We start from the raw sequence: 25,055 nt of genomic DNA, 5'->3' as shown, positions 1-25,055 counted from the left end.
ATAAGTCACTCATTTATTGAGTGACTTATTTTGCTTATTTAACGCCAGCCATTAATTTATCAATACGCGGTACGTAAAAGAATAAAAGAATACCGAAGACAATTGTAATTGTTCCGACAATACCATAATAGGCAACTTCATTACCAGATGTATAGAATTTTACAATTTGAGCATTGATAGCTTGTGCTGATGCATTACTCAAGAACCAAATAGACATCATTTGTGCTTGGAAAGCTTTTGGTGCTAATTTTGTTGTTACCGATAAGCCAATTGGTGAGATTAACATTTCACCCACGATAACGATTGCCCAGCTAACGATTAACCACATTGGACTTACTTTGGCATGAACACCAAACATCATCCCTGGTAACATCATCCAAACAAAAGATAAACCAGCAGCAATCAAACCGTAAGCAAATTTCTTAGGTGATGATGGCTGTTTGCTTCCTAATTTAGCCCAGATCCAAGCAAAGAATGGAACGTAAAGCATGATGAAAAGTGGGTTAATACTTTGGAAGTATGATGATGGGAAATTGATGTGATGACCAACTAGGTTAAAGTAAAGTCGTGTTTGTTCATCGGCGAATAAGGCTAAAACAACTGAACCTTGTTCTTCAATTGACCAGAATAAAATAGAAGCAATAAAGAGCGGGATATAAGCTAAAACGCGTGAACGTTCGGTCGCATTGATTTTATTACTACTTAAAATTTTAAAGAAGTAGTAAATAGGAACAACAATAGCAATAAAAGTAAAGATATTGATGATACTATTGATGGTTAATAAGTTAACCATTTTCAAAGCAATAACTAATAAAATAACGCCTACAGCAACAAGAGCGCTTTTCTTTTTAAGGTCTTGCATTTCGCTTGTTGAAAGGGGATCAGTAGGGTGCATGCTTTCTTCTGATAGGTATTTTTTCCCATCTTTGATATATTGCATTAATCCAAAGAACATCCCGATAGCAGCCAATGAGAACCCGAGGTGGAAGTTAATTTCTTGCCCAAGGTAACCAACAAGAGCTGGTGCAATGAAAGCTCCTAAATTAATTCCGAAGACGAAAATTGAAAAACCAGCATCACGACGTAAGTCTTTTTCTCCGTACAGGGATCCAACCATTTCAGATACGTTTGGTTTTAAGAAACCAGTTCCAAGAATGATTAAGGCAATCGAAACAAAGAGTGCTGTTTTGCCAAATGGTGTTGCTAAAGCAATATGACCAATCATAATCAAGATACCACCATAGAGGACTGATTTACGACTTCCTAAGATTCTATCTGACACGTAACCACCAATGATTGATGACAAGTATACCAGCGAACCATAGATGGCCATAATTGAAGCAGCAGTCACTTTGTCAAAGCCTAGACCTCCTTTGCTGACACTATAATACATATAATAAAGTAAAATAGCGCGCATTCCGTAGTATGAGAATCTTTCCCACATTTCTGTGAAAAAGAGAGTGGATAGTCCACGAGGATGTCCGAAGAATGATTTAGAATCATTTGTATTCATTATATATTATGTCTCCTTCTTAAAATCACAGGTTATAGAATACCGTAAATGTGGCTTTATGTCAATATTGTGGAAATTTCATAAAAGTCTTATAATACATAAAAACATGAATAATCTATTATTATCAAGTATAATTATTTATAATAGTATTGGTTTTATCAGATTGGTATAGGTGGATTTCTGTATAGACTTATAAATATTCCAAGTAAAAAAGCCCTTCAGCTTTTTTACTTGAAGGACTTTTTAAGAATAAATGGTGCAATGACTGTTGATAGAATGATAACAATAACTAATGTAGAATAGACTTGACTGGTGATTAATTTTTCAGCCAAGCCAATTTGATCAATGATCAAAGCCATTTCCCCACGACTTACCATCCCAGCACCGACGGTCAATGAATCCATTTTTGAGAAGTTAAAGCCTTTGGCAACCAGATAACCTGGCAATAGTTTAGTGAGAACAGCTAGAATGGTGAAGAAGATGATAATGCCAAGGTTAGCAAGTAGACCATCAAATTTCAAAGGTAGGGCAATTGAAGCAAAGAAGATTGGAATAAAGAACATGTAAGACAGTTCTGAAATCTCATGCATGATTTCTTCACCTTTGTGGGTTTGTCCAATAGCAAGACCTGCAAAGAAGGAACCGATGACGGCACTCATTCCTACTGTAGTTGCTAGAAGCGCCATACTAAAACAGATTAAAAGGGCTAAAAAACTATCTTTCTCGAAGTGGTCAATCTTGAAAGTCAAGCGGTAAATAGCTGGAACGATATATTTCACCAAAGCAATCAAGAAAAGCAAGAAGAGGAGTTGGCCGATCATTTGGAAAAGGAGATCGGAGTTGGAGCCAGATCCTTTGTTGGTAGCCACGAAGAAGCTGAGCAAGAGGACAGCAATAATATCGTCAGCAACGGCCGCACCCAGAATAACAGCACCAGCCTTGGTTTGGACGCGCTTATACTCTTGTAAAACTTCGACGGTTATGGAAACACTAGTCGCTGCGAAGACAATTCCGTAAAACATTGCAGTGTTGACATCGTAGCCCATGAGCTTGATGACCAGATAGAATAAGCCAACCGGAATCACAACACCTGAAACGGCAACTGCCAAGCTAGGTTTGAGATACTTTCTTAAAAGGGCTAAGTCAGCTTCCAGACCGGCTAAGAACATGAGTAAGATAACTCCTAGTTCGGCTAGAAAGTGAATAATATGACTTTGATGAACCAAGTTCAATAAACTAGGACCAATAATGATTCCTACCAGCAGTTGGCCTACAACCGCAGGTATAGCTAACTTTTTTGAGGCCTCAATGGCCAAAAAACTGGAAATTAAAATAATAGTAATTTGAAATAATTCTTGCATAAATCCCTCATAAATCTAATAATTTGTGTCAATTATTACTATTATAACATTAGACTAGAGGTATGAAAAGTTAGGTGCCTATGTTAGAAATAAAGAAAAATATCATTTTAGTTTTGAATTTAGTGACTCTTTAATGTCAAACATTAGAATCTGTGAAAATGAGAAAGTTAACTGAAATAGAAGAAAAGAGTAACCAATCGGTTACTCTTTATAATACCCTCTCGCTTTGTTATTTTAAAGGTCGAGATTGGTAAAAATCACTCCCACTCAACCGTTGCAGGTGGTTTGCTTGTGATGTCGTAGACGATGCGGTTGACGTGGTCAACTTCGTTTACGATTCGAGTTGAAATTTTCTTAAGAACATCCCATGGTAATTGAGCGAAATCTGCTGTCATACCATCGATAGAAGTGATTGCACGGATAGCGATAGTGTAATCGTAAGTACGACCATCACCCATAACCCCAACAGAACGAACGCCAGTATTAACGGTGAAATATTGCCATACGTCTCGGTCAAGGCCAGCTTTAGCAATTTCTTCACGGAGGATTGCGTCAGATTCACGGACAGTTTCTAATTTTTCTTCGGTGATGGCACCCATAACACGGATGGCAAGACCAGGACCAGGGAATGGTTGCCGCCATACAATGTTTTCAGGCATTCCAAGGGCGATACCGAGAGCACGAACCTCATCTTTAAACAAAGTATTAAGCGGCTCGATCAACTGGAACTGCATGTCTTCCGGAAGACCACCGACGTTATGGTGAGATTTAATGGTTTGAGCAGTCTCTGTTCCTGATTCAATAATATCAGTATAGAGTGTTCCTTGTGCTAGGAAGTCAACACCTTTTAATTTGCTTGCTTCATCGTCAAAGACGTAAACAAACTCGTTACCGATGATCTTACGTTTTCTCTCTGGATCATCAACACCGGCTAATAAATCTAAGAATCGATCTTTAGCGTCAACGCGGATAATGTTAAGGCCAAACTTGCCACCAAGCATGCCCATAACTTGATCACCTTCGTCTTTACGAAGAAGACCATGGTCGACAAAGATACAGGTTAATTGGTCACCAATGGCTTTTTGTAAAAGAACCCCAACAACTGAAGAGTCAACACCACCAGATAATCCAAGAAGTACCTTACGATCACCTACTTGTTTACGGATGTTGTCGATTTGCATATCAATGAAATTATCCATTGACCAGTCGCCACGAGCTCCACAGATGAACATTGCAAAGTTTCTAAGAATGTCATTTCCATAAATAGAATGTCTTACTTCTGGGTGGAATTGAATACCGTAGATTTGTTTTTCTGTATTTTCAATAGCAGCATAAGGACAGTCAGCTGAATCTCCAACCAAGTGGAAGCCTTCTGGAATTTCAGTAACCGCATCGCCGTGACTCATAAGAACTAATTGTTCTTCAGGCGTATCAGCGAAGAGTTTAGACTCTGTACGAAGGGTTAGCGTTGATTGACCATACTCACGATTACCAGCTTGCCCAGCAGGAACAACCTTACCACCAAGTTTTTCAGTAATCAATTGCATACCATAACAGATACCAAGAATTGGAATTCCTAATTCAAAAATTTCTGGATCAATACCGAAGGCATCTTCAGCATAAACAGAATTAGGGCCTCCAGATAGAACGATACCTACAGGGTTAATCTCGCGAATTTCGGCAGCAGAGATTTTATGGCTCTTTAATTCAGAAAAAACGCCAAACTCACGAATGCGTCTAGCAATTAACTGATTGTATTGGCTACCATAATCAAGAACGATGATTTTTTGAACATCTTTCAAAATTGAAATTTCAGTCATTGTAATCCTTTCATTTCCATTACTCTTTGGACTAATGGTTTTCATCTCATTGTAGCATATTTTTTTGAGAATGGCATTAGAAATTCGGTTAATTGTTTGCTGTTAAAGGCTAAATCCAAACGTTTTAAAAAAATAGAGTCTATTTTTAGGTAAAAATTGTTAAAAAGTCTGTCATAAAAAGAAATTACATGATAAAAATGGAATTTTTTAGAATAAAGGCAGACATTTTTGGAACTTTGTCCACTAAAGTGCTAGTGATTATGATAGAATAGTTGTAATAGTAAACAAACTAGGGAGACGTGACATGTTACCAGCCTATATTAAAATTCATGATGCTATCAAAAAAGATATTGACGACCAAGTTTGGGCAATTGGTGACCGTCTTCCAAGCGAAAGAGACCTAGCCGATCACTTTGAGGTAAGTCGCATGACCTTACGTCAAGCCATTACGCTTTTAGTAGAAGAAGGTATTTTAGAAAGACGCATTGGTTCTGGTACTTATGTATCTAGCCAAAGAGTCCAAGAAAAAATGCGAGGAACTACATCCTTCACGGAAATTGTTAACTCTCAAGGCAAACAACCTTCCTCAAAACTACTTTCTTACCAAAGACAACTTGCTTCAGATACTGAAATCAAAGAACTCAATTTAGAAGCCACTGATTATGTGGTTCGTATGGAGCGGGTCCGTTATGCTGATAATGTCCCTTTGGTTTATGAAGTAGCCTCAATTCCTGAAAAATTCATCAAAAATGTCAAACGTGAAGACATTACTGAGCATTTCTTTAAAACCTTAGTGGCTAATGGTTATGAAATCGGCAAAAGCCGACAAACTATTTATGCTAAAACAGCAAGCGAACGCGTTGCCACTTATTTAGCGGTTAGTCGTGGCCACGCCATCCTTGCTTTAACCCAAGTATCTTATTTCACCAACGGAAATCCATTTGAGTATGTTCGCAGTCAGTATGTGGGCGATCGCTTTGAATTCTATCTGGAAAATAATTGAGAGTTTGAAAGCAAACTCTTTTAATTATTTTGCCAACTTTTAATTGGAGAAATGACTTATTCATGAAAATTAATTCTTCAGCTTGGAACGGCCTTTCATCTTTTTTGCTTCCTGTACAGTGGCAACTGATGGAGAAGCTGTTATCAGGGCATTTCCCACTATTATTTCGAGGCAATATATGGTAAAATGGTGTCTATGGAAATTGAAAAAACAAACCGGATGAATGCCCTTTTTGAATTTTATGCTGCGCTATTAACCGATAAGCAAATGAACTACATTGAACTATATTATGCGGACGATTATAGTTTGGCTGAGATTGCTGAAGAATTTGGGGTCAGTCGTCAAGCGGTTTATGATAATATTAAACGTACTGAGAAGATTTTAGAAACATATGAAATGAAACTTCATATGTATTCGGACTATGTGGTTCGTAGTGAAATTTTTGATGCAATTTCTGAAAAGTATCCTAATGATGCTTTCTTGCAGGAGAAAATTTCAATTTTAACAAGTATTGATAACAGAGATTAAGAGGAGAAACAGATGGCTTTTGAAAGTTTAACAGAACGCTTGCAGGGCGTTTTTAAAAATATTCGTGGTAAGAAAAAATTATCAGAAAAAGATGTTCAAGAGGTTACAAAAGAAATTCGCCTGGCCCTTTTAGAGGCCGACGTTGCCCTACCAGTTGTTAAAACTTTTATCAAACGGGTTAGGGAACGTGCAGTTGGGCATGAAATCATTGATACTTTAGATCCAACCCAACAAATTGTCAAAATTGTTAATGAAGAATTAACAGGTATTCTTGGTTCCGAAACAGCTGAAATTGAGAAATCGCCTAAGATTCCGACAATTATTATGATGGTCGGTTTACAAGGGGCTGGTAAAACAACCTTTGCTGGTAAATTGGCAAATAAATTAATCAAAGAGGAAAATGCGCGTCCTTTGATGATTGCGGCCGATATTTATCGTCCGGCTGCCATTGATCAGTTGAAGACTCTTGGCCAACAAATCAATGTGCCCGTCTTTGACATGGGAACAGATCATTCAGCTGTTGAAATCGTCCGTCAAGGTCTTGCTTTAGCGGCTGAAAAACGTAATGATTATGTTCTGATTGATACAGCAGGTCGCTTGCAAATTGACGAAAAACTCATGACCGAGTTGCGTGATGTCAAAGCGCTAGCCCATCCAAACGAAATCCTCTTAGTTGTTGATAGCATGATTGGTCAGGAGGCAGCAAATGTCGCTGATGAATTTAACAAACAATTAGAAATCACAGGGGTAGTTCTTACTAAGATTGATGGGGATACCCGTGGTGGTGCGGCTCTGTCTGTCCGTGAAATCACTGGTAAACCAATTAAGTTCACTGGTACGGGTGAGAAAATCACTGATATCGAAACTTTCCACCCAGACCGCATGGCAAGTCGTATCTTGGGTATGGGTGACCTCTTAACCTTGATTGAAAAAGCCAGTCAAGAGTATGATGAGCAGAAATCACTTGAGCTTGCGGAGAAGATGCGCGAGAACACTTTTGATTTCAATGACTTCATTGATCAATTGGACCAAGTGCAAAACATGGGACCTATGGAAGACTTGCTCAAAATGATTCCAGGTATGGCAGGTAACCCAGCGCTTGCTAATATTAAAATTGACGAAAAACAAATTGCCCGTAAGCGCGCCATTGTTTCATCAATGACCAAGGCTGAACGCGAAAATCCTGAACTTTTAAATCCAAGTCGTCGTCGTCGGATTGCGGCTGGATCAGGAAATACTTTCGTCGAAGTTAATAAATTTATCAAAGATTTTAACCAAGCAAAAAGCATGATGCAAGGCGTTATGTCTGGCGATATGAATAAGGCTATGAAACAAATGGGTATTGATCCAAGTCGCATGCCTAAGAATATGCCTAACATGGGCGGAGGTGGTATGCCTGATATGTCAGCCCTTGAAGGTATGATGGGCGGCGCAGGAATGCCTGATATGGACATGAGCCAAATGTTTGGTGGTGGTCTTAAAGGTAAAGTGGGCGAATTCGCCATGAAACAATCCTTAAAACGCCAAGCTAATAAAATCAAAAAAGCTAAGAAAAAACGGAAATAATAACAAAGCGCAAATAGAAAAAGCTAGTTGGTTCATATGAACCAACTAGCTTTTTTGAGTTTTTTAACCAAAATGAATTTTAATTCTTGATTTACGGCAACAGCAATTTTACTCATGGTTTCAATACTGGTATTATGTCCCCTTTCAATTCTTGCTATTGTTGATTGAGGAAAATGTGATAATTCTGCTAATTGTCTTTGACTTAATCCAGCATTAGATCTCGCCTTAGATACTGCTAGAGCAATTTCTAAGATTGCTTTTTCTGTTTGAAACTCTTGTCTGAAGTTTTCATTCTGAAGTTCTTCTTTTAAAAAATAATCAAAAGAAACATTAGTCATTGTTTTTCTCCTCCTGAATGGATTCTTTCTTCTTACAATTTCATTTTTAATCCAGAAATTCTATCTTCTATTTTATATGCTTTCTAGATTCTTTCAAGTTTTTATTTTGAGGAAGCGCTTTTTAATTTTTTGTCATTTATTATTTGCTTTAATAATTATCTGACTTTCTTTTTATTGGTATTTTTTTAATTATCTGACTTTCCATTATTTTTTATTAAAATTTTTGTCTTTTTAGTTTTATTTAAGACATTTGCTTTATTCTTATTTATAATCAATCTAAAGAGGGAAAATACATAAAAAAATTTTGGGAATTGGAGTCCGATTTTACTTAATTTATCACTAAAGAAGGACTTTCGGGTCTCATTTGCCACCAAGAAGATTTGATTATCTTTAACAAAGGGGAAATCCATTATGCTTAATAAACTGACTAGTAGAACTGGCTTATCTTGGCTCGTCATTCTATTTATTTTACCGTTACCTTTTTTGTATACCTTAAAAACAGGATTAACAGGAGTTCATGCTAATAGTAGTCTTGGCATTTCACTAGGTGTCTTAGCTTATGTTTGGATGCTGACCTCAACCTATATTGCCACTAAACCCAAATGGATTGACCGTTGGCTTGGTTTACCAAGTGCTTATATGATCCATGGAATGATTAGTCTGCTAGCCATTTTTTTAGTTTTTTTACATAAAGAATTGGACCCGTCAAATGGTTTAATCAAAAATACTGGTGATATTGCCTTTGTTATTTTCTTAGGCTTGGCCGCTTACTCCATGATTTTCATGGCTGGTTGGTTAACCAGTCGTTTTCAAATCTTGGAAACCATCAAAAAGCTTTTGGAAAGTGTCTTTAAGCACGAAATCTCAGTTTGGTTACACCGTCTCAATGTCTTAGCAACCTTGTTGATTTTTATTCACATCCAACTGATCGATTTCATTGTCTCTAATAAGGCTTTTATGCTCCTCATTTGGCTTTATTCCATCTTTGTCTTCCTAGCCTACCTCTGGTTCCATTTCAAACCAGCAGCCCACGGAATCCAAGCAATCCTCATATCCAATTTCGAGATAGCTCCCAATATTCGCGAATTACAAGTTCAACTTCCAAGACGGTCACGGCTCAAATTCCATCCTGGTGACTTTGCCTTTATTTCTTTTCCTCAGCTTAAAGGAATGGCAGAGCCTCACCCCTTTTCCCTAGTCAATGCACCGGGGCGAGAGGGAGTCTTATCCTTTGCTATCCGCGGGGACGGTGATTTCACCAGACAACTAGCTCAGGTCCCCAATAATTCACCTATCCGAGTAGATGGCGGCTTCGGGAAATACCAGTCCTTGATTAAGAGCTTTAAGCCTAAAGAAACTATCATCATTGCTGGAGGTATCGGAGTTGTGCCCTTGCTATCAGTAGTAGAAGGTAACCCACATATACCAACTCAATTCTTTTACACCGTAAAAAGTCCAGAGCAGTTTATCTACCAAGACCGCCTCATGCAGTGGCAAGAAAATCCGAATTTCAAATCCTATTGCCAAGTAGGACGTTATACCGACCAAGAAATTTTAGGGCAGTTACCAGAAAATCGTGACGATTGTATTGTTCTCTTAGGGGGACCAATAGCCATGGGACGCCATTGGCAAAATGTGATGCAAGAAGCTGGCATGGATCCGGAACGTGTTTATTTTGAAGAGTTTTCTTGGTAAATGAGTAATCCAGGTCTTCAGTCCTATTTTCCTAAAGAGTAAAGATTCGATAGTCTACGATAAACTCCTTTAACATCTTATAGAATCATATTAAAAAGTCTTCACAATTTGTGTGAAGACTTTTTCTTAAGTCAGAAAACTTCATAAATAACAGTAAAGCTTTTTCTGAATATTAAGCCATTTTTTCTTTAGTTAATAAATCGACCCCTTGATAGGCATAAAACTTCACTTCCGGATGCTTAGGATGTTCCGTCAGCTTAAAATAGAAGTAGTGGTCCTTTTGATCAACGGCATTTTCTTTATTGAGTTTAAAGAAGGTCGACTGTGACCGATTTAAGGTCAGTAGAATATCATCTGTTAAGAAGGTTAGGGGAATGCGCAGGGCAGAGTACTTGTAAAAATCCGTTTCAAACAAGCGGTAATCCTTACTAAAAAAATCGAACTGATAATTATTTTGGTTATAAGAGTGAATGGTCATGGTCGGTCGACTCCTCTTGTTCAATGGAAATTAAAAGTTCTATGGGAAAGCTGTAGTAGACTGCCTTGCATTTGATTTGAAAATCATCACGACTAGCTCGGCTAATCTTCCCAAAATAAGTTTTAAGTTGATTATCTTCAAAAATACGGACCTTAACAGGCAATTGCTGACTATAGGCCTGACTCAAAAGTAATTGTTTTTCCTCTAGAGCTAGTAGACTAAAAACATTTTTACGTTGCCGGTCTTCCTCTAGCGAATGGTTGTGCTCTGACAGAAAGAAGCCCATCCATTTAGCCATTTTACGATCGTAATAAGACCGGGCAGAAGCAAAGGGTAAATAAGAACGATCAATCATGGAGCTTTTTCCTTTCTCTATCAATACTAGCTGAATGGCCACCAATTAGTTGGCTACGTTCAGCAACACGCGAAGCTTCCAATAAAGAAGAACCCTTTTGTAAAGCCATAGTGCCGAAGCGGTCACGGATTTGGTCAATAGTGGCCTCTAAATGATTTTCTTTTTCCTTTTTTTCAAAGTCGTCAAACAAAGAGAAAACCTCAATAGAGGAATCGACCAAGCCATCACACCTGACAGCAATCTGCCGAACTACACCCCCTACATAATGTTTGCGAAACAAGAAGATAACGGCCTGACGAATCACCTTATTGCTATAAGCAGGATCAATGGTCATTTGACTATTGATGGGCTTTTGTTCCTGTCCTTTAGAAAAGCTCACATAAATAGAGACCACACTAGCTTTCTTTTCCTTACGCCGCAAACGTCTGGCCACGTGTTCAGCCATTTCTCCTAAAACAAGTTCAATGTCAGCTTGATGATAATAGTCTCTGGGCAGAATCTGCGAGTTCCCCACACCTTTACTGACAGGCTTGTAAGGTTTATGAACCTTGCTTTCGTCCACCCCATTAGCATGAAACCAGAGTTGAAGACCGATGACCCCGAATTCTTTTTTTAAGATATCCGGATTAGCATTAGCCAATTCCTTAATGGAAAAGATACCTAGCTTATGCATCCTTTTTTCTGTTCTGACACCAATTCCCCAAAAGTCCGTCATCTTTTTAATCTGCCAGACTTTATTTTCCACATCCTCATAGGACCAATTACTACGCATGGAATCGCTATGCTTGGCCTCATTATCCAAGGCTAACTTGGCTAAGAGGGGATTGGCATTGCTGAGGCCAACAGTTGAATAAACCCCCGTTTCTTTCCAAATTCGGTATTGAATACGACTAGCTAGCGCATCTAATTTTTCCTTACGGTTTAAATCATTATGAGGAATAAAATAATTTAAGGAAGAGGTTAAATCCAAAAAGCCTTCATCAATCGAATAGGTTAAGATGTCCTGCGGTGAAGCGAACTCTTGAAAAATATGTTGAATCTGAATATTTTTTTCAATGTAACGGTCCATTCGAGGAGGGACGACTAAGGTATGTTTTGCCCAAGCTTCAATATAAGCGACTAGCGCAGGGGTTACTGTCCAGCCTTTTCTTTGGGCAACTTGATAGTTAAAACGTCTTGTTTGGATATTAAAAGGCAAATCATAGGAACGACCTACATTCGATTTGCCAAAAACACGTTTAAAAGTAGGAGAAGAAGCCAGAATAAGTCCATTGCTATTATCTGCTCGACTCATGACACAGAGTGAGGTGCGTAAAGGGTTTAAGCCTCGATCAACACACTCAACACTGGCATAAAATGATTTCATATCCACAAAGGCAATATCTGACCTGGGTTCACGTGAATAATCAATGTAAGACATGGTAAGCCTTAAACTTCCAGAGGCATAAAGTTAGCTATGATTTTACCGATGATGCGTGGATTCTCATCGAAAGGCGCAAACTTATCTGAATACTTCTTATTTAAAGAAACCAGACGTAAGCCTTCCTCTTCACGATAAACCTTCTTAATATAGGTCTGTCCGTCCCACTCGACAGCATAGATAGCCCCATCATAATCAAAACCTTCTTGTTTGATCAAAACAACTTCACCATTGAGGTAGGTTGGTTCCATGGAATCCCCGAAGACCCATGAAGCAAAATCGTAGTCTAATTGCTCATCGTAGAAGACCTCATCATAATTGCCATCGCCAAAGTAAGAGAATCCAGTACCAGCTGACAGGCTTTCATAAACACGATAACTGTAAAGTTTTTTGGCAGTTGTCGGCATATGAATGATCTTACTTTGTTGGGCTAACAAATCTTCAGATAAGCTAATAACTTTTTCTTTATTACGGGAATTCAGTTGACTATAAGGCATCAAAATAGCATGATGAGGGCTGAAGTAGTCCTCGCTGACCTGAAAGATATCTAATAATTCTTGCAGGTGTTTCTGATTAGGGACATTTTTTTCTTTTTCCCAATTAGAGATGGTCATTTTATTAACCCCTAATTGTTGGCCAAGACTTTCTTGACTCATTTTTTCTTTTTGCCGAATGGCTTTTAATTGTTTTCCTGAGAACATTCTAATCGCTCCTTTTAGTAAAGTTATAACTTTACTAAAAGTATATCAAATCCAGATTGAGAATTCAAGCTTTTTGATGGATAAAAATGAGTATATTTTGACAATTTCACTAATTGGCAGTATGATTGAACTAGCTAAAATTTTGTGATTTTTTTCATCTAATAATGAAAAGAGTTATGAAAAAAGTAAAGGATTAGAGGAGATTTTTATGTTAACCATTGCTTACATCGGAAATGGGAAAAGTGCCAATCGTTACCACATGCCTTTTTCAACACAATTAGAAGATATTAGAATTAAAACCATCTATTCACCAGCACCTAGTCCATGGGAACCCCTAGACGGTGTTATCTATACAGATAAAATTGAGGATGTCTTGGAAGATCCAGAAATCCAATTAGTTATTTTATCCATCCCACCATCAGCTCACTATAGTGTTGCTAAGCAATGTTTATTAGCTGGAAAAAATACCTTAGTTGAAAAACCATTTACAGAGACAGTAGAAGAAGCACGAGAATTGTTTGCTATTGCTAAAGAGAAAGGCCTTTTCGTCCAAGCTTATCAAAACCGTCGTTTTGACTCTGATTTTTTAACTGTTCAAAAAGTGATTGATAGTGGTGTTTTAGGAGATATCCTTGAAGTGGAAATGCACTTTGATTATTTCCGACCAGAAATTCCGGAAAATACTCCAGAATATTCGATCAATACTAGTTATTTATATGGACATGCTTGTCACACCATTGACCAAGTCATTTCTTACTTTGGTATGCCTGATTCTGTTCATTATGATGTGCGTCAATTACTTGGCAAAGGTCGTATGAACGATTACTTTGACTTAGATTTTTACTATGGGGTCAAAAAAGTTTCTATTAAATCAAGTTACTTCCGTATCAAAGAACGTCCAAGCTTTGTCGTTTATGGTAAAAAAGGGATGTTTGTTAAAGCAACTAAAGACCGTCAAGAAGACGACTTAAAACGTTTCTACATGCCAACCAATCCAGACTTTGGTATGGATAGCCCAGAACACTATGGTACATTGACATATGTGGATGACCAAGGTGTTTACCACGAAGAAAAAGTTATTTCTGAAGTAGGTAGTTACGCACGCATGTACCAAGCGATTCATGACAGCATTATTTTAGGAAAAGAAAAAGTGGTTAAAGACGAAGAAACTATCCGCCAGATCGAAATTATCGAAGAAGGCATTCGTCACATGAACCAAAATTAAATCTGGCTTATGAAAAAGATATGGAAAGGTTGCTGAGGCAGCCTTTTTTAACGACTTTTAGGCGGTTTACAGCTATAATAAGAGTAAGAGATGGAGGTAGTAAAATGCAGTACAATGTTGATTCAATTACAGCCTATTTAGAGGCACTCCCTGAAGAACGTAGACAGGTTATTGAAGATCTAAGACAAGTCATCAAAGATAATCTCCCAGGTCGCTATGAAGAGAAACTACAATATCAAATGATTTCCTATGTCGTACCAAGAGATCTTTTTCCTGCAGGATACCATTGTAAGCCCGAGGAAGAGCTTTCTTTTATAACGATTGGTTCCCAAAAAAATCATATTGCCATCTATCATAACGGCATCTATATGTTTGATACCGTGAGAGATTGGTTTTTACAAGAATATCCCAAACATCTGAAAACCAAACCTGATGTCGGAAAATCCTGTATTCGTTTTAAGAATATGAAAACAATTCCTTATGATCTCATTGGACAACTCTGTCAAAAAGTCAGTCAGGAAGACTTCATCAAAACCTATCAGGACAACGTTCCTAAATAAGAAGAGAAGGCAGAACTTTATTCAATCACAAAGAAAAAAGCTTTTTAATAACCTAAAAGAGCTTAAAAGCGATGTCCCAGTCGTATTTCTAGCCCTCAAAGACTCAAGAACCCCTCTACACGCAAAAGTTCTTGCTGCAGTGATAATTGTCTATTCCCCATCGCCTATTGATTTAATTCCAGATTTTATACCCGTTTTAGGCCATTTAGATGATGTCTTAATCTTACCTTTGCTGATTACTTTGCTTATCAAACTGGTTTCTAATCACGTTTGGCAAGAAGCTCAGGCTGCGTCTAAAGGAATGTGGCAAAAATGGAAAACCTAAAAACTGGTATTATGCCATTCCAATCGTATTATTCTGGATACTCATTATTCTTTTTGCCTATAAGTTCTGGCAAAATAAATAAACAAACTTTAAAAAAGGAGAACATATGTTTACAGACACATTTTTAGCAGTCCTCACTCATGAAGGGCCTGTTTCAATCACATCATGGGGAAATGAAGAACCGCATGTCACTTGCACTTGGAATTCTTATCTTGTTCTTAAAGGCGAAGATACTATATTAATCCCTGCGGCGGGGATGAGAAGCACGGAAAAAGACCTAGCAGTCAACAATCAGTTAATTCTTACCATAGCTGCGCGTGAAGTTGAAGGTTACAATGGTTATCAAGGGACAGGTTTCAGAATTAATGGCATCGCAAACTTTTTAACAGAAGGAAAATACTTTGAGGAAATGAAAGAAAAATACCCCTTCATCAGAAGTGTATTACAAGTTAAGGTAACTGAAGCAAAACAATTACTCTAAGTTTATCATTCGGAGGTGACAAAGATGGGCAAGTCATTAATCATTTATGGAAGTGAATATGGCAGTTCTGAAAAATATGCCAAAGCACTGGCTGAAAAACTTGGAATTGATGCTGTTTCTTATCGACAATTTAAAGCAGTTGAGCCGCTTCAAACTTTAATTTACATCGGTTCACTTTATGCAGGCGGTGTTAAAGGAATGGCACCAACTCTAAAAAAAATACCGCAAGATTCTTATCAAAACTTGTTGATTGCAACCGTCGGTTTGTCTGATCCACAAAATAAGACTAATACAGATAAGATAAAAGAACACATCGAGCAACAACTTCCTAAAATACAAGTAGTTCCAGAAAATGTCTTTCACCTTAGAGGGTCAATTGACTATTCTAAATTGAAGTTTATTCATCGCCTTTTAATGGGTATGCTTAATAAGAAGGTCAAGAAAGAAGATCCTGAAAATCTGGATAGTGAAAGTAAACAATTGTTAGAAACATACAATAAGAAAGTTGACTTCATTGATATTCAGACATTAGAACCACTCATTACCCGCTATCAGCAGTTAAATGCATAATAAGTCATTTTTCCCTTGACTTGGAGTCGACTCCAGGGTCTATAATGGACTTATCTTAAGAAAGTAAAAGGTAAGATAAATGAAAAAAATGATTCTAAATGATGGCAATGGCATTCCAACAATTGGTTTTGGGGTTTTCCAAATTCCAGCAGATGGTTCAACTTATCAAGCTGTTTCCCATGCCTTAAAAGTTGGTTACCGTCATATCGATACTGCAGCAGCATACATGAATGAAGCAGAAGTTGGACAAGCTGTTCGTGACAGTGGGATTCCAAGAGAAGAGATTTTCATTACCAGCAAACTTTGGCTCCAAGACTTCGGTTATGAAGCTGCTCAAAAAGGAATAGCCACATCGCTTGAAAAATTAGGTATGGATTATATTGATTTATACCTATTACACCAACCTTACAGTGATGTTCTAGGTGCTTGGAGAGCCTTGGAAGAAGCCAAAGCAGAAGGGAAATTAAAGTCAATTGGGATTAGTAATATGACGCCAAAATTCTATCAAGAATTTGTCCCTCAATTTGCTAGCAAACCAGCTGTCAATCAAGTAGAGTGTAACCCATACTTCCAACAAAAAACCTTACGAGAAGTAATGGCTGCTGATGACGTTAAAATTGAATGTTGGGCACCACTTGGACAAGGCAATCCAGAACTCTTCCAAGAACCTGTATTGATTGATTTAGCAAGTAAATACAAAAAAGATATTGGGCAAATCATTCTTGCTTTTGAATTACAAGAAGGTTTCATTGTTTTACCAAAATCAGTGACACCAAGTCGTATTGAAAGTAACTTAGATATCTATGACTTTGAGCTAACAGCAGAGGAAATGGATGCTATCAGAGCCTTGGATAAAGGTAAAGGGAAACATGATCCTGATGCACCAGGTATTGGTGACTATCTCCTTGCAAACTATAAAATCCATGATTAAGAAAAGGCAGCTCGCATGAGCTGCCTTTTTGTTATTTTATAGCTATTCTGTTTCATTTGTGTGTACAAATTCATTTGTGCGTACAAAGTTGTCTAAAGCAAGCACAAATGAAACCAGGATTAGGACTTTTTATTTTTTAACGTTCTTTTTCCAAATCCGTGGACAGGTTTAACTTACGAACATAATGTTTCATATAATCCGATTTAAAGTATACAGCATAAAGACTATTTAAGATAAAGAGAATAGATTCTTCTGTTGAGAAATTACCTATCTTTTTATGTTTGTCTTCTCGGGTACAAATGGTAAAGAAGGCATCAGACTTGTCTTTAAGATAAGTCCCGTTTTGACTGGATAAACCAATGATAAAGACGCCTTTATCCTTCAGAGAAAGTAAATGTTTGAGGGTGTCATTTGATTCTGAGGTTCCCGAGTAAGAAATAAGAATAGCTAGGTCTTCTTTTTCAAGAGATGAAGCCATCAAACCAAATTCGCTTGCTGATGCGACTTCAACAAGTTTTCCTAGCGTCAGCATTTTACGGCGAAAGAGATGTGCTAAATAGTCATTAGGACTAAGTCCAAAAATAACGATGCGTTTGGCCTTGCGTAATTCTTGCCCTGCTATTTCCAAAGCCTCTAAAGACATCTTATCGGCTGTATCTTGGATACTTTCTTTCTCAATGGTGGCGATTTTTTGAATGATGTCTTGGTTGCTATCGTCTTCGTGGAAGGGGAGGTTGTGGTCGACGTCGGAATAATGGGTGTCCGAGTAATAGCGTTCCGAAAGAAGTGCAGGTAAAAAATCTGTCCAACCTTTGTAACCCAAAGCCTGCGCGAAACGAACGATACTGGACTTGGAACTAAAGCTGAGATTGGCTAAATCCTCAAGTGATAGCTGTTCAATTTGAGCCAAGTGCTCTAAGATAGCCTTAGCAATTATAGCTTTTGAGGAGTGATTGGTCTGGGCGATGCCTTTAATCTCTTCTAACATGAGGTTAACCCCTTTTTTCAGAATATTTCAGTTTTGCCATTAAAAAGTTAAAAAATGTGAAACTGCATACCAAGTGTATCGAAAAAGAGGCTATTTGTCTAGGAAGTATCTTATAATCAAATTAAGTTCTGATCAGACCAAAATATATTTTAAGGGAAAAGGAAAAATGACCAAAGAATATCAAGCATTAGCCAAACAAATTATTGAAAAATTAGGCGGAAAACAAAATATTACAACCGTTTATCACTGCCAAACAAGATTACGCTTCAAGGTTCAAGACGCAACTCGTATTCAAAAAGATGAACTTGAACATTTAGATGGTGTAACCATGTATCTCTTTAATGCCGGTGTCCATCAAGTGGTTATTGGAACATATGTAAAAGATGTCTTTGAGGAAGTAGAAGCTGAATTAGGTGATTTAGAAAGTCAAAATCAAACGGAAGAAAAATTGCCATTCTTACAAAATGTTATCAGTTTTGTCGCTGCTGTCTTTCAACCTATCATTCCAGCCTTATCTGGAGCAGGTATGGTAAAGGCTGTATTAGCCCTTCTAGTAGTTTTTAAACTAATTACCAATACCTCCCAAACATATATCATGCTAACTACTTTTGCGGATGGTGTCTTTTACTTCCTACCACTCATCTTAGCATTTACAACTGCTCAAAAATTGAAATCCAACCCAATACTTGCCGTTGGAGTAGTTGCAATGATGCTTCATCCCAATTGGACTACCTTTGTAACGGCGGGTAAACCAGTCCTCTTCTTTGATTTTATTCCGTTCACTCTTGCAACTTATACCTCTTCAGTAATTCCTGCCATTCTGGTTGTATTTGTTCAGTCCTACATTGAAAAATTCTATTATAAATACATACCTAAATCAGTAGAATTAGTTTTTGTACCCTTATTAACCTTCTTAACCATGGGGGTCTTAGCTTTTTCTCTTTTAGGACCTATCGGAGCTATTATCGGTCAAGTCTTAGCAAATGCATTTATGTACCTTTCTACCAATGTTAGTTGGTTACCGCCAGTTCTCATTGGTGGACTATTACCAGTAATGGTCATGTTCGGTATTCATAACGCTGTCGCACCTCTTGGCATCATGCAAATGGCACAATTAGGTTATGAGTCAATCTTCGGACCAGGAGCTCTAGTATCTAACATGGCTCAGGCAACTGCAGCAACAGTAGTTGCCTTACGGACTAAAGATAAAAAAATGAAACAAATTGCGACATCAGGAGCCATTACTGGTTATATGGGGATTACAGAACCCATCTTATATGGTGTTAGTTTACCAAAAAAATATCCACTCTATGCTTCAATGATTGGTGGTGCACTTGGTGGATTGTATGCTGGGTTAACACATGTTCATCGCTTTGCAACAGGCTCATCTGGTTTACCAGCGGTACTATTATATATTGGCGATAATACAATGGCATTTTTCTGGAACATTATTATCGCAATGCTAATTACAATTGTTACGACGGCCGTTATCACCTACTTATTATCACTAAAATATGAAAAAACAGATCTTACTTCAACAATTCCAAGTGTCAAATCAATTATTATTGAAGACGAAGTTTTAAAATCTCCTTTAGCTGGTCAAGTTAAGGCACTTGAAAAAGCTGATGATCCTGTTTTTGCTTCAGGTGCTTTAGGACAAGGATTTGTCATTAATCCTAATGAGGATTTACTTGTATCACCAATTGAAGGAGAAGTTTTAACGGTATTTCCTACAAAACATGCTATTGGCCTTAAATCTAAAAATGGAATGGAAATATTAATCCATATTGGTTTAAATACAGTAGAACTAGCTGGAGACCATTTTGAGACTTTTGTTAAAGAAGGCGACCAAGTAAGTGTTGGTCAAAAACTTATTCATTTTGATAAGTTTGCTATTGAAAACAAAGGTTACAATTCTCAAATTCCGGTTATTATTACAAATTCAGCTAATTATAGTAATATTGAATTAGTGAGTGAAAGTCAGGTAGAAAGTTTAGAAACAGTAGCCAAAGTAGAGGCTTAAGGAGTAACTTATGACATTATCAGAAAATTTTTTATGGGGTGGTGCTATTGCGGCTAATCAAGCTGAAGGGGGTATCTTCTTAGGTGGTCGCGGTTTAAGCAATGTCGATATCTTACCACAGGGTGAAGACCGTATGGCAATTGCTAAAGGTGACTTAGATAATTTAGAGCGTAGGGATGATTACTATTACCCTTCTGAAGTTGCCATTGATATGTATCATCATTACTTGGAAGATATTGATTTGTTGGCTGAAATGGGCTTAAAAGTTTTTCGCATGTCCCTATCTTGGACCCGTATTTTTCCAAATGGTGATGATGAAACTCCTAATGAGGAAGGCTTGCTATTTTACGAAAATATCTTCCGTAAATTAAAAGAAAAAGGAATTGAACCTCTTGTTACCCTTGCCCATTTTGATGTTCCTCTGGCTTTGATAAAAAAATATGGTGCTTGGCGTGATCGTCGTATGGTTGAGGCCTATACTCGTTATGCCAGAACAGTCTTCACACGCTATCAGGGTTTAGTGAAGTACTGGTTAACCATCAATGAAATCAATATTCTCTTACACCAACCTTTTGTAGGGGGTGGGTTAATTCTTACTGATCAGGATAATCGTGCGCAGGTGATTTACCAAGCTGCCCATCACCAGTTGTTGGCGTCAGCTCTGGCGACCAAGATTGCTCATGAAGTAGACACTGATAATCAAGTGGGTTGCATGCTTGCAGGCGGAAGCCATTACCCTTATACTTGCAGGCCAGAAGACTATCTTGAGGCTATTCACCGCGATAATGGCGAGTACTTCTTTATTGATGTCCAGGCGCGTGGTTATTATCCGAATTATGCTTTGAAAAAATGTCAACGTGAAGGAATTGAGATTCCATTCGAAAATGGTGATAAGGAGCTGTTAAGAGAAAATCCTGTTGACTTTGTTTCCTTTTCTTACTATTGTTCAAGGACTGTGACGGCTTTTGAAGAAGACTATCAAGTGACAACTGGGAATCTCTTCAAATCTATCAAAAATCCTCATTTAGCTTCAACGGAGTGGGGTTGGCAAATTGACTCTCTTGGCTTACGTTCTTCGTTAAACATGCTCTATAATCGTTACCAGAAGCCTCTCTTTATTGTTGAGAATGGCCTTGGTGCAGTCGATAAACCCAACGAAGAAGGATATGTTGAAGACGACTATCGGATTGCTTATACTCGTGAACATATTAAAGCTTTAAAGGATGCTGTTGAGATTGACGGTGTGGAATTGCTGGGCTACACAAGTTGGGGAATTCTCGATTTGGTCGCTGCATCAACTGGGCAAATGAGCAAACGCTACGGATTTATTTTCGTTGATAAAGAAGATGACGGTAGCGGAAGTCTTAAACGAACGCCAAAAAAATCCTTCTATTGGTACCGAGATGTCATTGCTTCCAATGCTGAAAATTTATAGAAAACGAATTGTTTTTCCTTGACTTGTAAGGGCTTTTATGGGATGATGAGGGTGTAAGTTAATTAGAATAAATCTAATTAAGAAAAAAATAAAGGAGGCAGTCACATGACATTTGACTACAAGGATCACGGAAAAGAAAAGTATATCGTTAATATTGAAGATTACACTAAAGAAAACGAAAACTACCGGACAACAATTTGGACTGGTGATAAACTTCAAGTTACCTTAATGTCTATTCAACCAGGAGATGATATCGGTCTAGAAGTACATATGGGTATCGATCAATTCTTACGTATCGAAGAAGGTAAAGGCCTATGTCAAATGGGTGATGCCGAAGATAATCTCAGCTTTGAGCAAGAAGTGTCAGACGATGATGTTGTTTTAGTACCAGCTGATACATGGCATAACATTACAAATACTGGTGATACACCACTAAAAATTTACTCAATCTATGCTGGACCTGATCATGTTCCGGGAACTGTCCATAAAACACATGAGGATGCTGAAAACGATCCTAATGAACACTAGAACTAACTAAATCAAAGTACTCAAGTTTAAAACTTGAGTACTTTTTTTCTCTATTTTTGTAAGCGGAGTCATAGTTGTCCTTGAAGCGTTTGAATAAAAATAAATGAGTGCCTGAAAACACTTGCATTTTATTAAATTTAGGCATATATTAAAAGTAGTAAGTTATTTAAGGAGGTTTTTCACAAATGAAATGTGTCGCTATATTAGGGACGAATTCAGATCGTTCAACCAACCGGAAACTCTTACAATTTATGCAAAAACATTTTGCAGATAAGGCTGAAATCCAGCTTTTAGAAATTAAAGAGTTACCTGCATTCAATGAGCCTGCAGATAAAACGGCTCCAGATAGTGTTGCTATTTTTTCTCAAGCCATTGCTGAGGCCGATGGGATTATTATTGCTACTCCAGAATATAATCACACCATTCCAGCACCATTATCAAGTGCTTTAGAATGGATTGCTTACACAAGCCGTGCTCTTATTAATAAACCAACCATGATTGTTGGCGCTTCATTAGGTTCACTTGGTTCATCACGCGCACAAGGTCACTTGCGTCAAATCCTTAATGCTCCCGAATTAAAAGCCAGAACTATGCCTGGTATGGAATTCCTATTAGGACAGTCCGAACAAGCTTTTGATGCTGATAACAACTTGGTTTACAAAGAAAAAGTTGCAGAACTTGAAGATAATTTTGCTGAGTTCCTATCATTTGTATCTGTTACTAAGCAAGTTGTTACCCAGTCTGATACTGATCGCAAACATGATTTTGCCTGGGATAAGAAATAAGGAGGACTGTCATGAAGTATCTTGCAATTGTCGGAACTAATGCTGAGAAATCATATAATCGTCAACTTTTAACCTTTATGCAGAAGCATTTTACTCATAAAGTAGACATTGAAGTCGTCGAAATTAGCGACGTCCCAATGTTTAATGAAAGTGATGATCAAACACAAACCCCTGTTATACAAGACCTTTATCATAAAATAGAGGAGGCAGATGGTGTAATCATTGCAACGCCAGAACACAACCATACCATACCTTCAGCACTCAATAGTCTGATTGAATGGATGTCCTATAAAGTTCACCCCTTTGCTGGGAAAGCAGTCATGCTAGTCGGGGCTTCTTACAGTGAACAAGGCTCGTCTCGTGCCCAAATTCACCTGAGACAAATCCTCGACGCACCAGGTGTTAACGCCAATGTCATGCCGGGAAATGAATTTCTTTTAGGCTATGCCCATAAGGCTTTTGACCAAGAAGGTAATCTCAAGGATGAAAGAACTGTCGATTTCTTAGAAACGTGTTTCTACCGCTTTATGCGTTTTGCTAGCATTATCGATCAAATGAATGAACCAGAAGAGTTGGTCTTCGAACCTGGTACATATGAAGTTACAACACCAGGACATAATGGTAAATTACCAATGTCAGTTACTTTCTCCAAAGACCGGATTGAAAAAATTGATATTGACTCCTCAGGAGAAACAGGTGGTATTGCTGACGTGGTCTTCACCCGTATCCCTAATGAAATTTTAGAGGGCCAAACCCTTAATGTCGATACCGTTTCTGGTGCATCTGTAACGTCAAATGGTGTTTTAGATGGGGTTGCTCGGGCTGTAAAAAAAGCTGGCGCTAACCCTGATATCCTAAAATCAAGACCAAAAGCTCCATCAGCTTTGGATCAAGAAGACAAGACCTATGACACCGATTTAGTTGTTGTTGGTGGAGGAGGAGCGGGATTAGCTGCCGCTGCTAAGGCCTTGCAAGAAGGCAAACGAGTTATTGTCCTAGAGAAATTTCCAAGTGTTGGTGGTAATACCGTTCGCGCAGGTGGACCAATGAACGCACCTGATCCTGAATGGCAAGCAAGCTTTGCGGCAAATCCAGGTGAAGACCATAACCTGCAAGAATTAAAAAATATGAATGAAGCCCTAATAGATCCCGAATACTTAGAAGATTTCCGAGCATTAAAAGGAGAACTAGAAGAGTATCTTAAGAATCCAACTTATCTCTTTGACTCAAAACGCCTTTACCGTATCCAAACCTACCTCGGAGGTAAACGAAAAGACTTAGAAGGAAATGAAATTCATGGTAACTACGACTTAGTTAAAATCATGACCGAAAGAGCTCTAGAATCCGTTCGTTGGCTAGAAGAAGTAGGAGTAGAGTTTGACCATAGTGATGTGACAATGCCAGTAGGAGCCCTTTGGCGTCGTGGCCATAAACCATTTATGCCAATGGGAGTTGCCTTTATATCTGTCTTAGATAAATATGTCCGTGAAAACGGAGGGCTTATTTTAACAGACACACCTGTTGACCAATTAATTGTAGAAGAAGGACAAGTCAAAGGCGTTCAAGCAAAAGGTCGCAACGGCCAGTCCATTACCGTCAATGCCAAAGCAGTCATTCTTGCCTCAGGTGGATTTGGTGCCAACACTAAGATGTTGCAAAAATACAATACCTATTGGACAGAAATTGCGGATGACATCAAAACCTCAAATACACCAGCTGTTACAGGTGATGGTATTATCCTTGGACAAAGCGTTGGCGCTGACCTCGTCGGAATGGGCTTCACACAAATGATGCCAGTCTCAGACCCAGAAACAGGAGCACTCTTCTCAGGTCTCCAAGTTCCTCCGGCTAATTTCATTATGGTAAATACCCAAGGGAAACGTTTCGTTGACGAATATGGAAGTCGTGACCAACTATCGCAAGCAGCCATTGATAATGGAGGCCTCTTCTATCTGATTGCTGACGACCTTATCAAGGAAACAGCCTATAATACTAGTCAAGAGAAAATTGATGCCCAAGTAGAAGCAGGCACCCTTTTCCGTTCTGATACCATTGAGGGATTAGCTGAGCAATTAGGAATGGAACCAAGTGTACTAGCTGAAACAATAGCAAACTACAACTCTTATGTTGATCAAGGTCACGACCCTGAATTCAATAAAGGGGCTTTCGATTTGAAAGTGGTTAAAGCGCCATTTTATGCAACTCCAAGAAAACCTGCCGTACACCATACTATGGGTGGTCTTAAAATTGATACGAAAGCCCATGTCCTAAATACTGAAAACCAAGTGATTCCAGGTTTATATGCAGCAGGAGAAGTTGCTGGTGGACTACATGCTGGTAATCGTCTTGGTGGTAACTCCCTAACGGATATCTTTACTTTTGGTAGAATTGCAACAGAAACTGCTATCCAAGAATTCTGTTCATAA

At 38.2% G+C, this 25,055-nt stretch carries 24 protein-coding genes; 15 read left to right on the top strand and 9 right to left on the bottom strand.

Translation table 11 applies throughout. From position 1 onward, the window contains the following. Nucleotides 1-34: 34 nt before the first annotated feature. From A9Q68_RS02820 to guaA, 3 genes are all read right to left on the bottom strand, one after another. Nucleotides 35-1,513: a peptide MFS transporter gene (locus tag A9Q68_RS02820; RefSeq protein ID WP_071793143.1), complete on the bottom strand. Its 1,479-nt coding sequence runs from the start codon at nucleotides 1,511-1,513 to the stop codon at nucleotides 35-37. Nucleotides 1,514-1,740: 227 nt separating this feature from the next. Further along, nucleotides 1,741-2,874, bottom strand: coding sequence for a cation:proton antiporter (locus tag A9Q68_RS02815; RefSeq protein WP_071793142.1), 1,134 nt, complete (start codon nucleotides 2,872-2,874; stop codon nucleotides 1,741-1,743). A gap of 257 nt (nucleotides 2,875-3,131) precedes the next feature. Then, complete coding sequence (gene guaA / locus A9Q68_RS02810; RefSeq protein WP_071793717.1) at nucleotides 3,132-4,694, bottom strand: glutamine-hydrolyzing GMP synthase; 1,563 nt, start codon at nucleotides 4,692-4,694, stop codon at nucleotides 3,132-3,134. A gap of 304 nt (nucleotides 4,695-4,998) precedes the next feature. Between guaA and A9Q68_RS02805 the strand changes: the two genes are divergently transcribed. The 3 genes from A9Q68_RS02805 to ffh all read left to right on the top strand — a co-directional run bounded on the left by A9Q68_RS02805 (nucleotide 4,999) and on the right by ffh (nucleotide 7,791). Continuing rightward, complete coding sequence (locus A9Q68_RS02805) at nucleotides 4,999-5,697, top strand: GntR family transcriptional regulator (protein ID WP_071793141.1); 699 nt, start codon at nucleotides 4,999-5,001, stop codon at nucleotides 5,695-5,697. A 195-nt stretch (nucleotides 5,698-5,892) separates the two neighbouring features. After that, entirely contained in the window at nucleotides 5,893-6,225 is a 333-nt protein-coding gene (locus A9Q68_RS02800; protein WP_106403992.1) for a putative DNA-binding protein, read from the top strand. A 12-nt stretch (nucleotides 6,226-6,237) separates the two neighbouring features. Continuing rightward, nucleotides 6,238-7,791: a signal recognition particle protein gene (gene ffh / locus A9Q68_RS02795; RefSeq protein ID WP_071793139.1), complete on the top strand. Its 1,554-nt coding sequence runs from the start codon at nucleotides 6,238-6,240 to the stop codon at nucleotides 7,789-7,791. 32 nt (nucleotides 7,792-7,823) lie between these two features. Here the strand turns inward: ffh and A9Q68_RS02790 are convergent, their stop codons facing one another. Continuing rightward, on the bottom strand, nucleotides 7,824-8,129 hold the full coding sequence (locus A9Q68_RS02790; RefSeq protein WP_071793138.1) for a helix-turn-helix domain-containing protein: 306 nt from the start codon (nucleotides 8,127-8,129) through the stop codon (nucleotides 7,824-7,826). Nucleotides 8,130-8,540: 411 nt separating this feature from the next. Between A9Q68_RS02790 and A9Q68_RS02780 the strand changes: the two genes are divergently transcribed. Beyond that, nucleotides 8,541-9,824, top strand: coding sequence for an FAD-binding oxidoreductase (locus tag A9Q68_RS02780; RefSeq protein WP_071793136.1), 1,284 nt, complete (start codon nucleotides 8,541-8,543; stop codon nucleotides 9,822-9,824). Nucleotides 9,825-9,996: 172 nt separating this feature from the next. Here the strand turns inward: A9Q68_RS02780 and A9Q68_RS02775 are convergent, their stop codons facing one another. Genes A9Q68_RS02775 through A9Q68_RS02760 form a run of 4 tightly spaced genes read right to left on the bottom strand, consistent with a single transcriptional unit; the run spans nucleotide 9,997 to nucleotide 12,778 of the window. Continuing rightward, nucleotides 9,997-10,302, bottom strand: a complete 306-nt coding sequence (locus A9Q68_RS02775) for a DUF5960 family protein (RefSeq protein ID WP_071793135.1) — start codon at nucleotides 10,300-10,302, stop codon at nucleotides 9,997-9,999. Continuing rightward, nucleotides 10,283-10,657 carry a hypothetical protein gene (locus A9Q68_RS02770; protein WP_071793134.1) on the bottom strand — a complete coding sequence of 125 codons (375 nt, stop codon included), beginning with the start codon at nucleotides 10,655-10,657 and terminating at the stop codon, nucleotides 10,283-10,285. Before A9Q68_RS02770 ends, A9Q68_RS02775 begins: the two co-directional genes overlap by 20 nt. After that, nucleotides 10,650-12,077: a Y-family DNA polymerase gene (locus A9Q68_RS02765; RefSeq protein ID WP_071793133.1), complete on the bottom strand. Its 1,428-nt coding sequence runs from the start codon at nucleotides 12,075-12,077 to the stop codon at nucleotides 10,650-10,652. Before A9Q68_RS02765 ends, A9Q68_RS02770 begins: the two co-directional genes overlap by 8 nt. 8 nt (nucleotides 12,078-12,085) lie before the next feature. Beyond that, on the bottom strand, nucleotides 12,086-12,778 hold the full coding sequence (locus A9Q68_RS02760; RefSeq protein ID WP_071793132.1) for a LexA family transcriptional regulator: 693 nt from the start codon (nucleotides 12,776-12,778) through the stop codon (nucleotides 12,086-12,088). 208 nt (nucleotides 12,779-12,986) lie between these two features. Between A9Q68_RS02760 and A9Q68_RS02755 the strand changes: the two genes are divergently transcribed. From A9Q68_RS02755 to A9Q68_RS02730, 6 genes are all read left to right on the top strand, one after another. Then, nucleotides 12,987-14,003: a Gfo/Idh/MocA family oxidoreductase gene (locus tag A9Q68_RS02755; protein WP_071793131.1), complete on the top strand. Its 1,017-nt coding sequence runs from the start codon at nucleotides 12,987-12,989 to the stop codon at nucleotides 14,001-14,003. Nucleotides 14,004-14,107: 104 nt separating this feature from the next. Further along, complete coding sequence (locus A9Q68_RS02750; RefSeq protein ID WP_071793130.1) at nucleotides 14,108-14,563, top strand: DUF1801 domain-containing protein; 456 nt, start codon at nucleotides 14,108-14,110, stop codon at nucleotides 14,561-14,563. 139 nt (nucleotides 14,564-14,702) lie between these two features. Next, nucleotides 14,703-14,888, top strand: coding sequence for a YkvA family protein (locus A9Q68_RS10945; protein WP_240494205.1), 186 nt, complete (start codon nucleotides 14,703-14,705; stop codon nucleotides 14,886-14,888). Between the two features lie 106 nt (nucleotides 14,889-14,994). Then, nucleotides 14,995-15,369, top strand: coding sequence for a pyridoxamine 5'-phosphate oxidase family protein (locus tag A9Q68_RS02740; protein ID WP_071793129.1), 375 nt, complete (start codon nucleotides 14,995-14,997; stop codon nucleotides 15,367-15,369). Between the two features lie 24 nt (nucleotides 15,370-15,393). Then, on the top strand, nucleotides 15,394-15,939 hold the full coding sequence (locus tag A9Q68_RS02735) for a flavodoxin domain-containing protein (RefSeq protein WP_071793128.1): 546 nt from the start codon (nucleotides 15,394-15,396) through the stop codon (nucleotides 15,937-15,939). Nucleotides 15,940-16,018: 79 nt separating this feature from the next. After that, the gene (locus tag A9Q68_RS02730; protein ID WP_071793127.1) at nucleotides 16,019-16,870 is read left to right on the top strand and encodes an aldo/keto reductase; all 852 of its coding nucleotides are present in this window, start codon (nucleotides 16,019-16,021) and stop codon (nucleotides 16,868-16,870) included. Between the two features lie 136 nt (nucleotides 16,871-17,006). Here the strand turns inward: A9Q68_RS02730 and A9Q68_RS02725 are convergent, their stop codons facing one another. Further along, nucleotides 17,007-17,858, bottom strand: a complete 852-nt coding sequence (locus tag A9Q68_RS02725; RefSeq protein WP_071793126.1) for a MurR/RpiR family transcriptional regulator — start codon at nucleotides 17,856-17,858, stop codon at nucleotides 17,007-17,009. A gap of 166 nt (nucleotides 17,859-18,024) precedes the next feature. On the opposite strand from A9Q68_RS02725, the gene A9Q68_RS02720 reads away from it, so the two are divergent. From A9Q68_RS02720 to A9Q68_RS02700, 5 genes are all read left to right on the top strand, one after another. Continuing rightward, nucleotides 18,025-19,881, top strand: a complete 1,857-nt coding sequence (locus A9Q68_RS02720; protein ID WP_071793125.1) for a beta-glucoside-specific PTS transporter subunit IIABC — start codon at nucleotides 18,025-18,027, stop codon at nucleotides 19,879-19,881. Nucleotides 19,882-19,891: 10 nt separating this feature from the next. Next, nucleotides 19,892-21,316: a 6-phospho-beta-glucosidase gene (locus tag A9Q68_RS02715; RefSeq protein ID WP_071793124.1), complete on the top strand. Its 1,425-nt coding sequence runs from the start codon at nucleotides 19,892-19,894 to the stop codon at nucleotides 21,314-21,316. Nucleotides 21,317-21,421: 105 nt separating this feature from the next. Continuing rightward, nucleotides 21,422-21,844 (top strand): cupin domain-containing protein, encoded by a 423-nt coding sequence (locus tag A9Q68_RS02710; protein ID WP_071793123.1) that lies wholly within the window; start codon nucleotides 21,422-21,424, stop codon nucleotides 21,842-21,844. A gap of 185 nt (nucleotides 21,845-22,029) precedes the next feature. Beyond that, nucleotides 22,030-22,629, top strand: coding sequence for an NADPH-dependent FMN reductase (locus tag A9Q68_RS02705; RefSeq protein WP_071793122.1), 600 nt, complete (start codon nucleotides 22,030-22,032; stop codon nucleotides 22,627-22,629). Nucleotides 22,630-22,640: 11 nt separating this feature from the next. Continuing rightward, nucleotides 22,641-25,055 (top strand): flavocytochrome c, encoded by a 2,415-nt coding sequence (locus A9Q68_RS02700; RefSeq protein ID WP_071793121.1) that lies wholly within the window; start codon nucleotides 22,641-22,643, stop codon nucleotides 25,053-25,055.

It is taken from the genome of Streptococcus bovimastitidis (assembly GCF_001885095.1).
Lineage (GTDB): Bacteria > Bacillota > Bacilli > Lactobacillales > Streptococcaceae > Streptococcus > Streptococcus bovimastitidis.
Note: the sequence above shows the minus strand (reverse complement) of the source record. Positions and strands in the feature narration are given on the sequence as shown.

Coding starts and splice junctions, on each gene's coding strand:
- A9Q68_RS02820 (WP_071793143.1), bottom strand. CDS start 1,513: ATGAATACAAATGATTCTAAATCATTCTTCGGACATCCTCGTGGACTA.
- A9Q68_RS02815 (WP_071793142.1), bottom strand. CDS start 2,874: ATGCAAGAATTATTTCAAATTACTATTATTTTAATTTCCAGTTTTTTG.
- guaA (WP_071793717.1), bottom strand. CDS start 4,694: ATGACTGAAATTTCAATTTTGAAAGATGTTCAAAAAATCATCGTTCTT.
- A9Q68_RS02805 (WP_071793141.1), top strand. CDS start 4,999: ATGTTACCAGCCTATATTAAAATTCATGATGCTATCAAAAAAGATATT.
- A9Q68_RS02800 (WP_106403992.1), top strand. CDS start 5,893: ATGGAAATTGAAAAAACAAACCGGATGAATGCCCTTTTTGAATTTTAT.
- ffh (WP_071793139.1), top strand. CDS start 6,238: ATGGCTTTTGAAAGTTTAACAGAACGCTTGCAGGGCGTTTTTAAAAAT.
- A9Q68_RS02790 (WP_071793138.1), bottom strand. CDS start 8,129: ATGACTAATGTTTCTTTTGATTATTTTTTAAAAGAAGAACTTCAGAAT.
- A9Q68_RS02780 (WP_071793136.1), top strand. CDS start 8,541: ATGCTTAATAAACTGACTAGTAGAACTGGCTTATCTTGGCTCGTCATT.
- A9Q68_RS02775 (WP_071793135.1), bottom strand. CDS start 10,302: ATGACCATTCACTCTTATAACCAAAATAATTATCAGTTCGATTTTTTT.
- A9Q68_RS02770 (WP_071793134.1), bottom strand. CDS start 10,657: ATGATTGATCGTTCTTATTTACCCTTTGCTTCTGCCCGGTCTTATTAC.
- A9Q68_RS02765 (WP_071793133.1), bottom strand. CDS start 12,077: ATGTCTTACATTGATTATTCACGTGAACCCAGGTCAGATATTGCCTTT.
- A9Q68_RS02760 (WP_071793132.1), bottom strand. CDS start 12,778: ATGTTCTCAGGAAAACAATTAAAAGCCATTCGGCAAAAAGAAAAAATG.
- A9Q68_RS02755 (WP_071793131.1), top strand. CDS start 12,987: ATGTTAACCATTGCTTACATCGGAAATGGGAAAAGTGCCAATCGTTAC.
- A9Q68_RS02750 (WP_071793130.1), top strand. CDS start 14,108: ATGCAGTACAATGTTGATTCAATTACAGCCTATTTAGAGGCACTCCCT.
- A9Q68_RS02740 (WP_071793129.1), top strand. CDS start 14,995: ATGTTTACAGACACATTTTTAGCAGTCCTCACTCATGAAGGGCCTGTT.
- A9Q68_RS02735 (WP_071793128.1), top strand. CDS start 15,394: ATGGGCAAGTCATTAATCATTTATGGAAGTGAATATGGCAGTTCTGAA.
- A9Q68_RS02730 (WP_071793127.1), top strand. CDS start 16,019: ATGAAAAAAATGATTCTAAATGATGGCAATGGCATTCCAACAATTGGT.
- A9Q68_RS02725 (WP_071793126.1), bottom strand. CDS start 17,858: ATGTTAGAAGAGATTAAAGGCATCGCCCAGACCAATCACTCCTCAAAA.
- A9Q68_RS02720 (WP_071793125.1), top strand. CDS start 18,025: ATGACCAAAGAATATCAAGCATTAGCCAAACAAATTATTGAAAAATTA.
- A9Q68_RS02715 (WP_071793124.1), top strand. CDS start 19,892: ATGACATTATCAGAAAATTTTTTATGGGGTGGTGCTATTGCGGCTAAT.
- A9Q68_RS02710 (WP_071793123.1), top strand. CDS start 21,422: ATGACATTTGACTACAAGGATCACGGAAAAGAAAAGTATATCGTTAAT.
- A9Q68_RS02705 (WP_071793122.1), top strand. CDS start 22,030: ATGAAATGTGTCGCTATATTAGGGACGAATTCAGATCGTTCAACCAAC.
- A9Q68_RS02700 (WP_071793121.1), top strand. CDS start 22,641: ATGAAGTATCTTGCAATTGTCGGAACTAATGCTGAGAAATCATATAAT.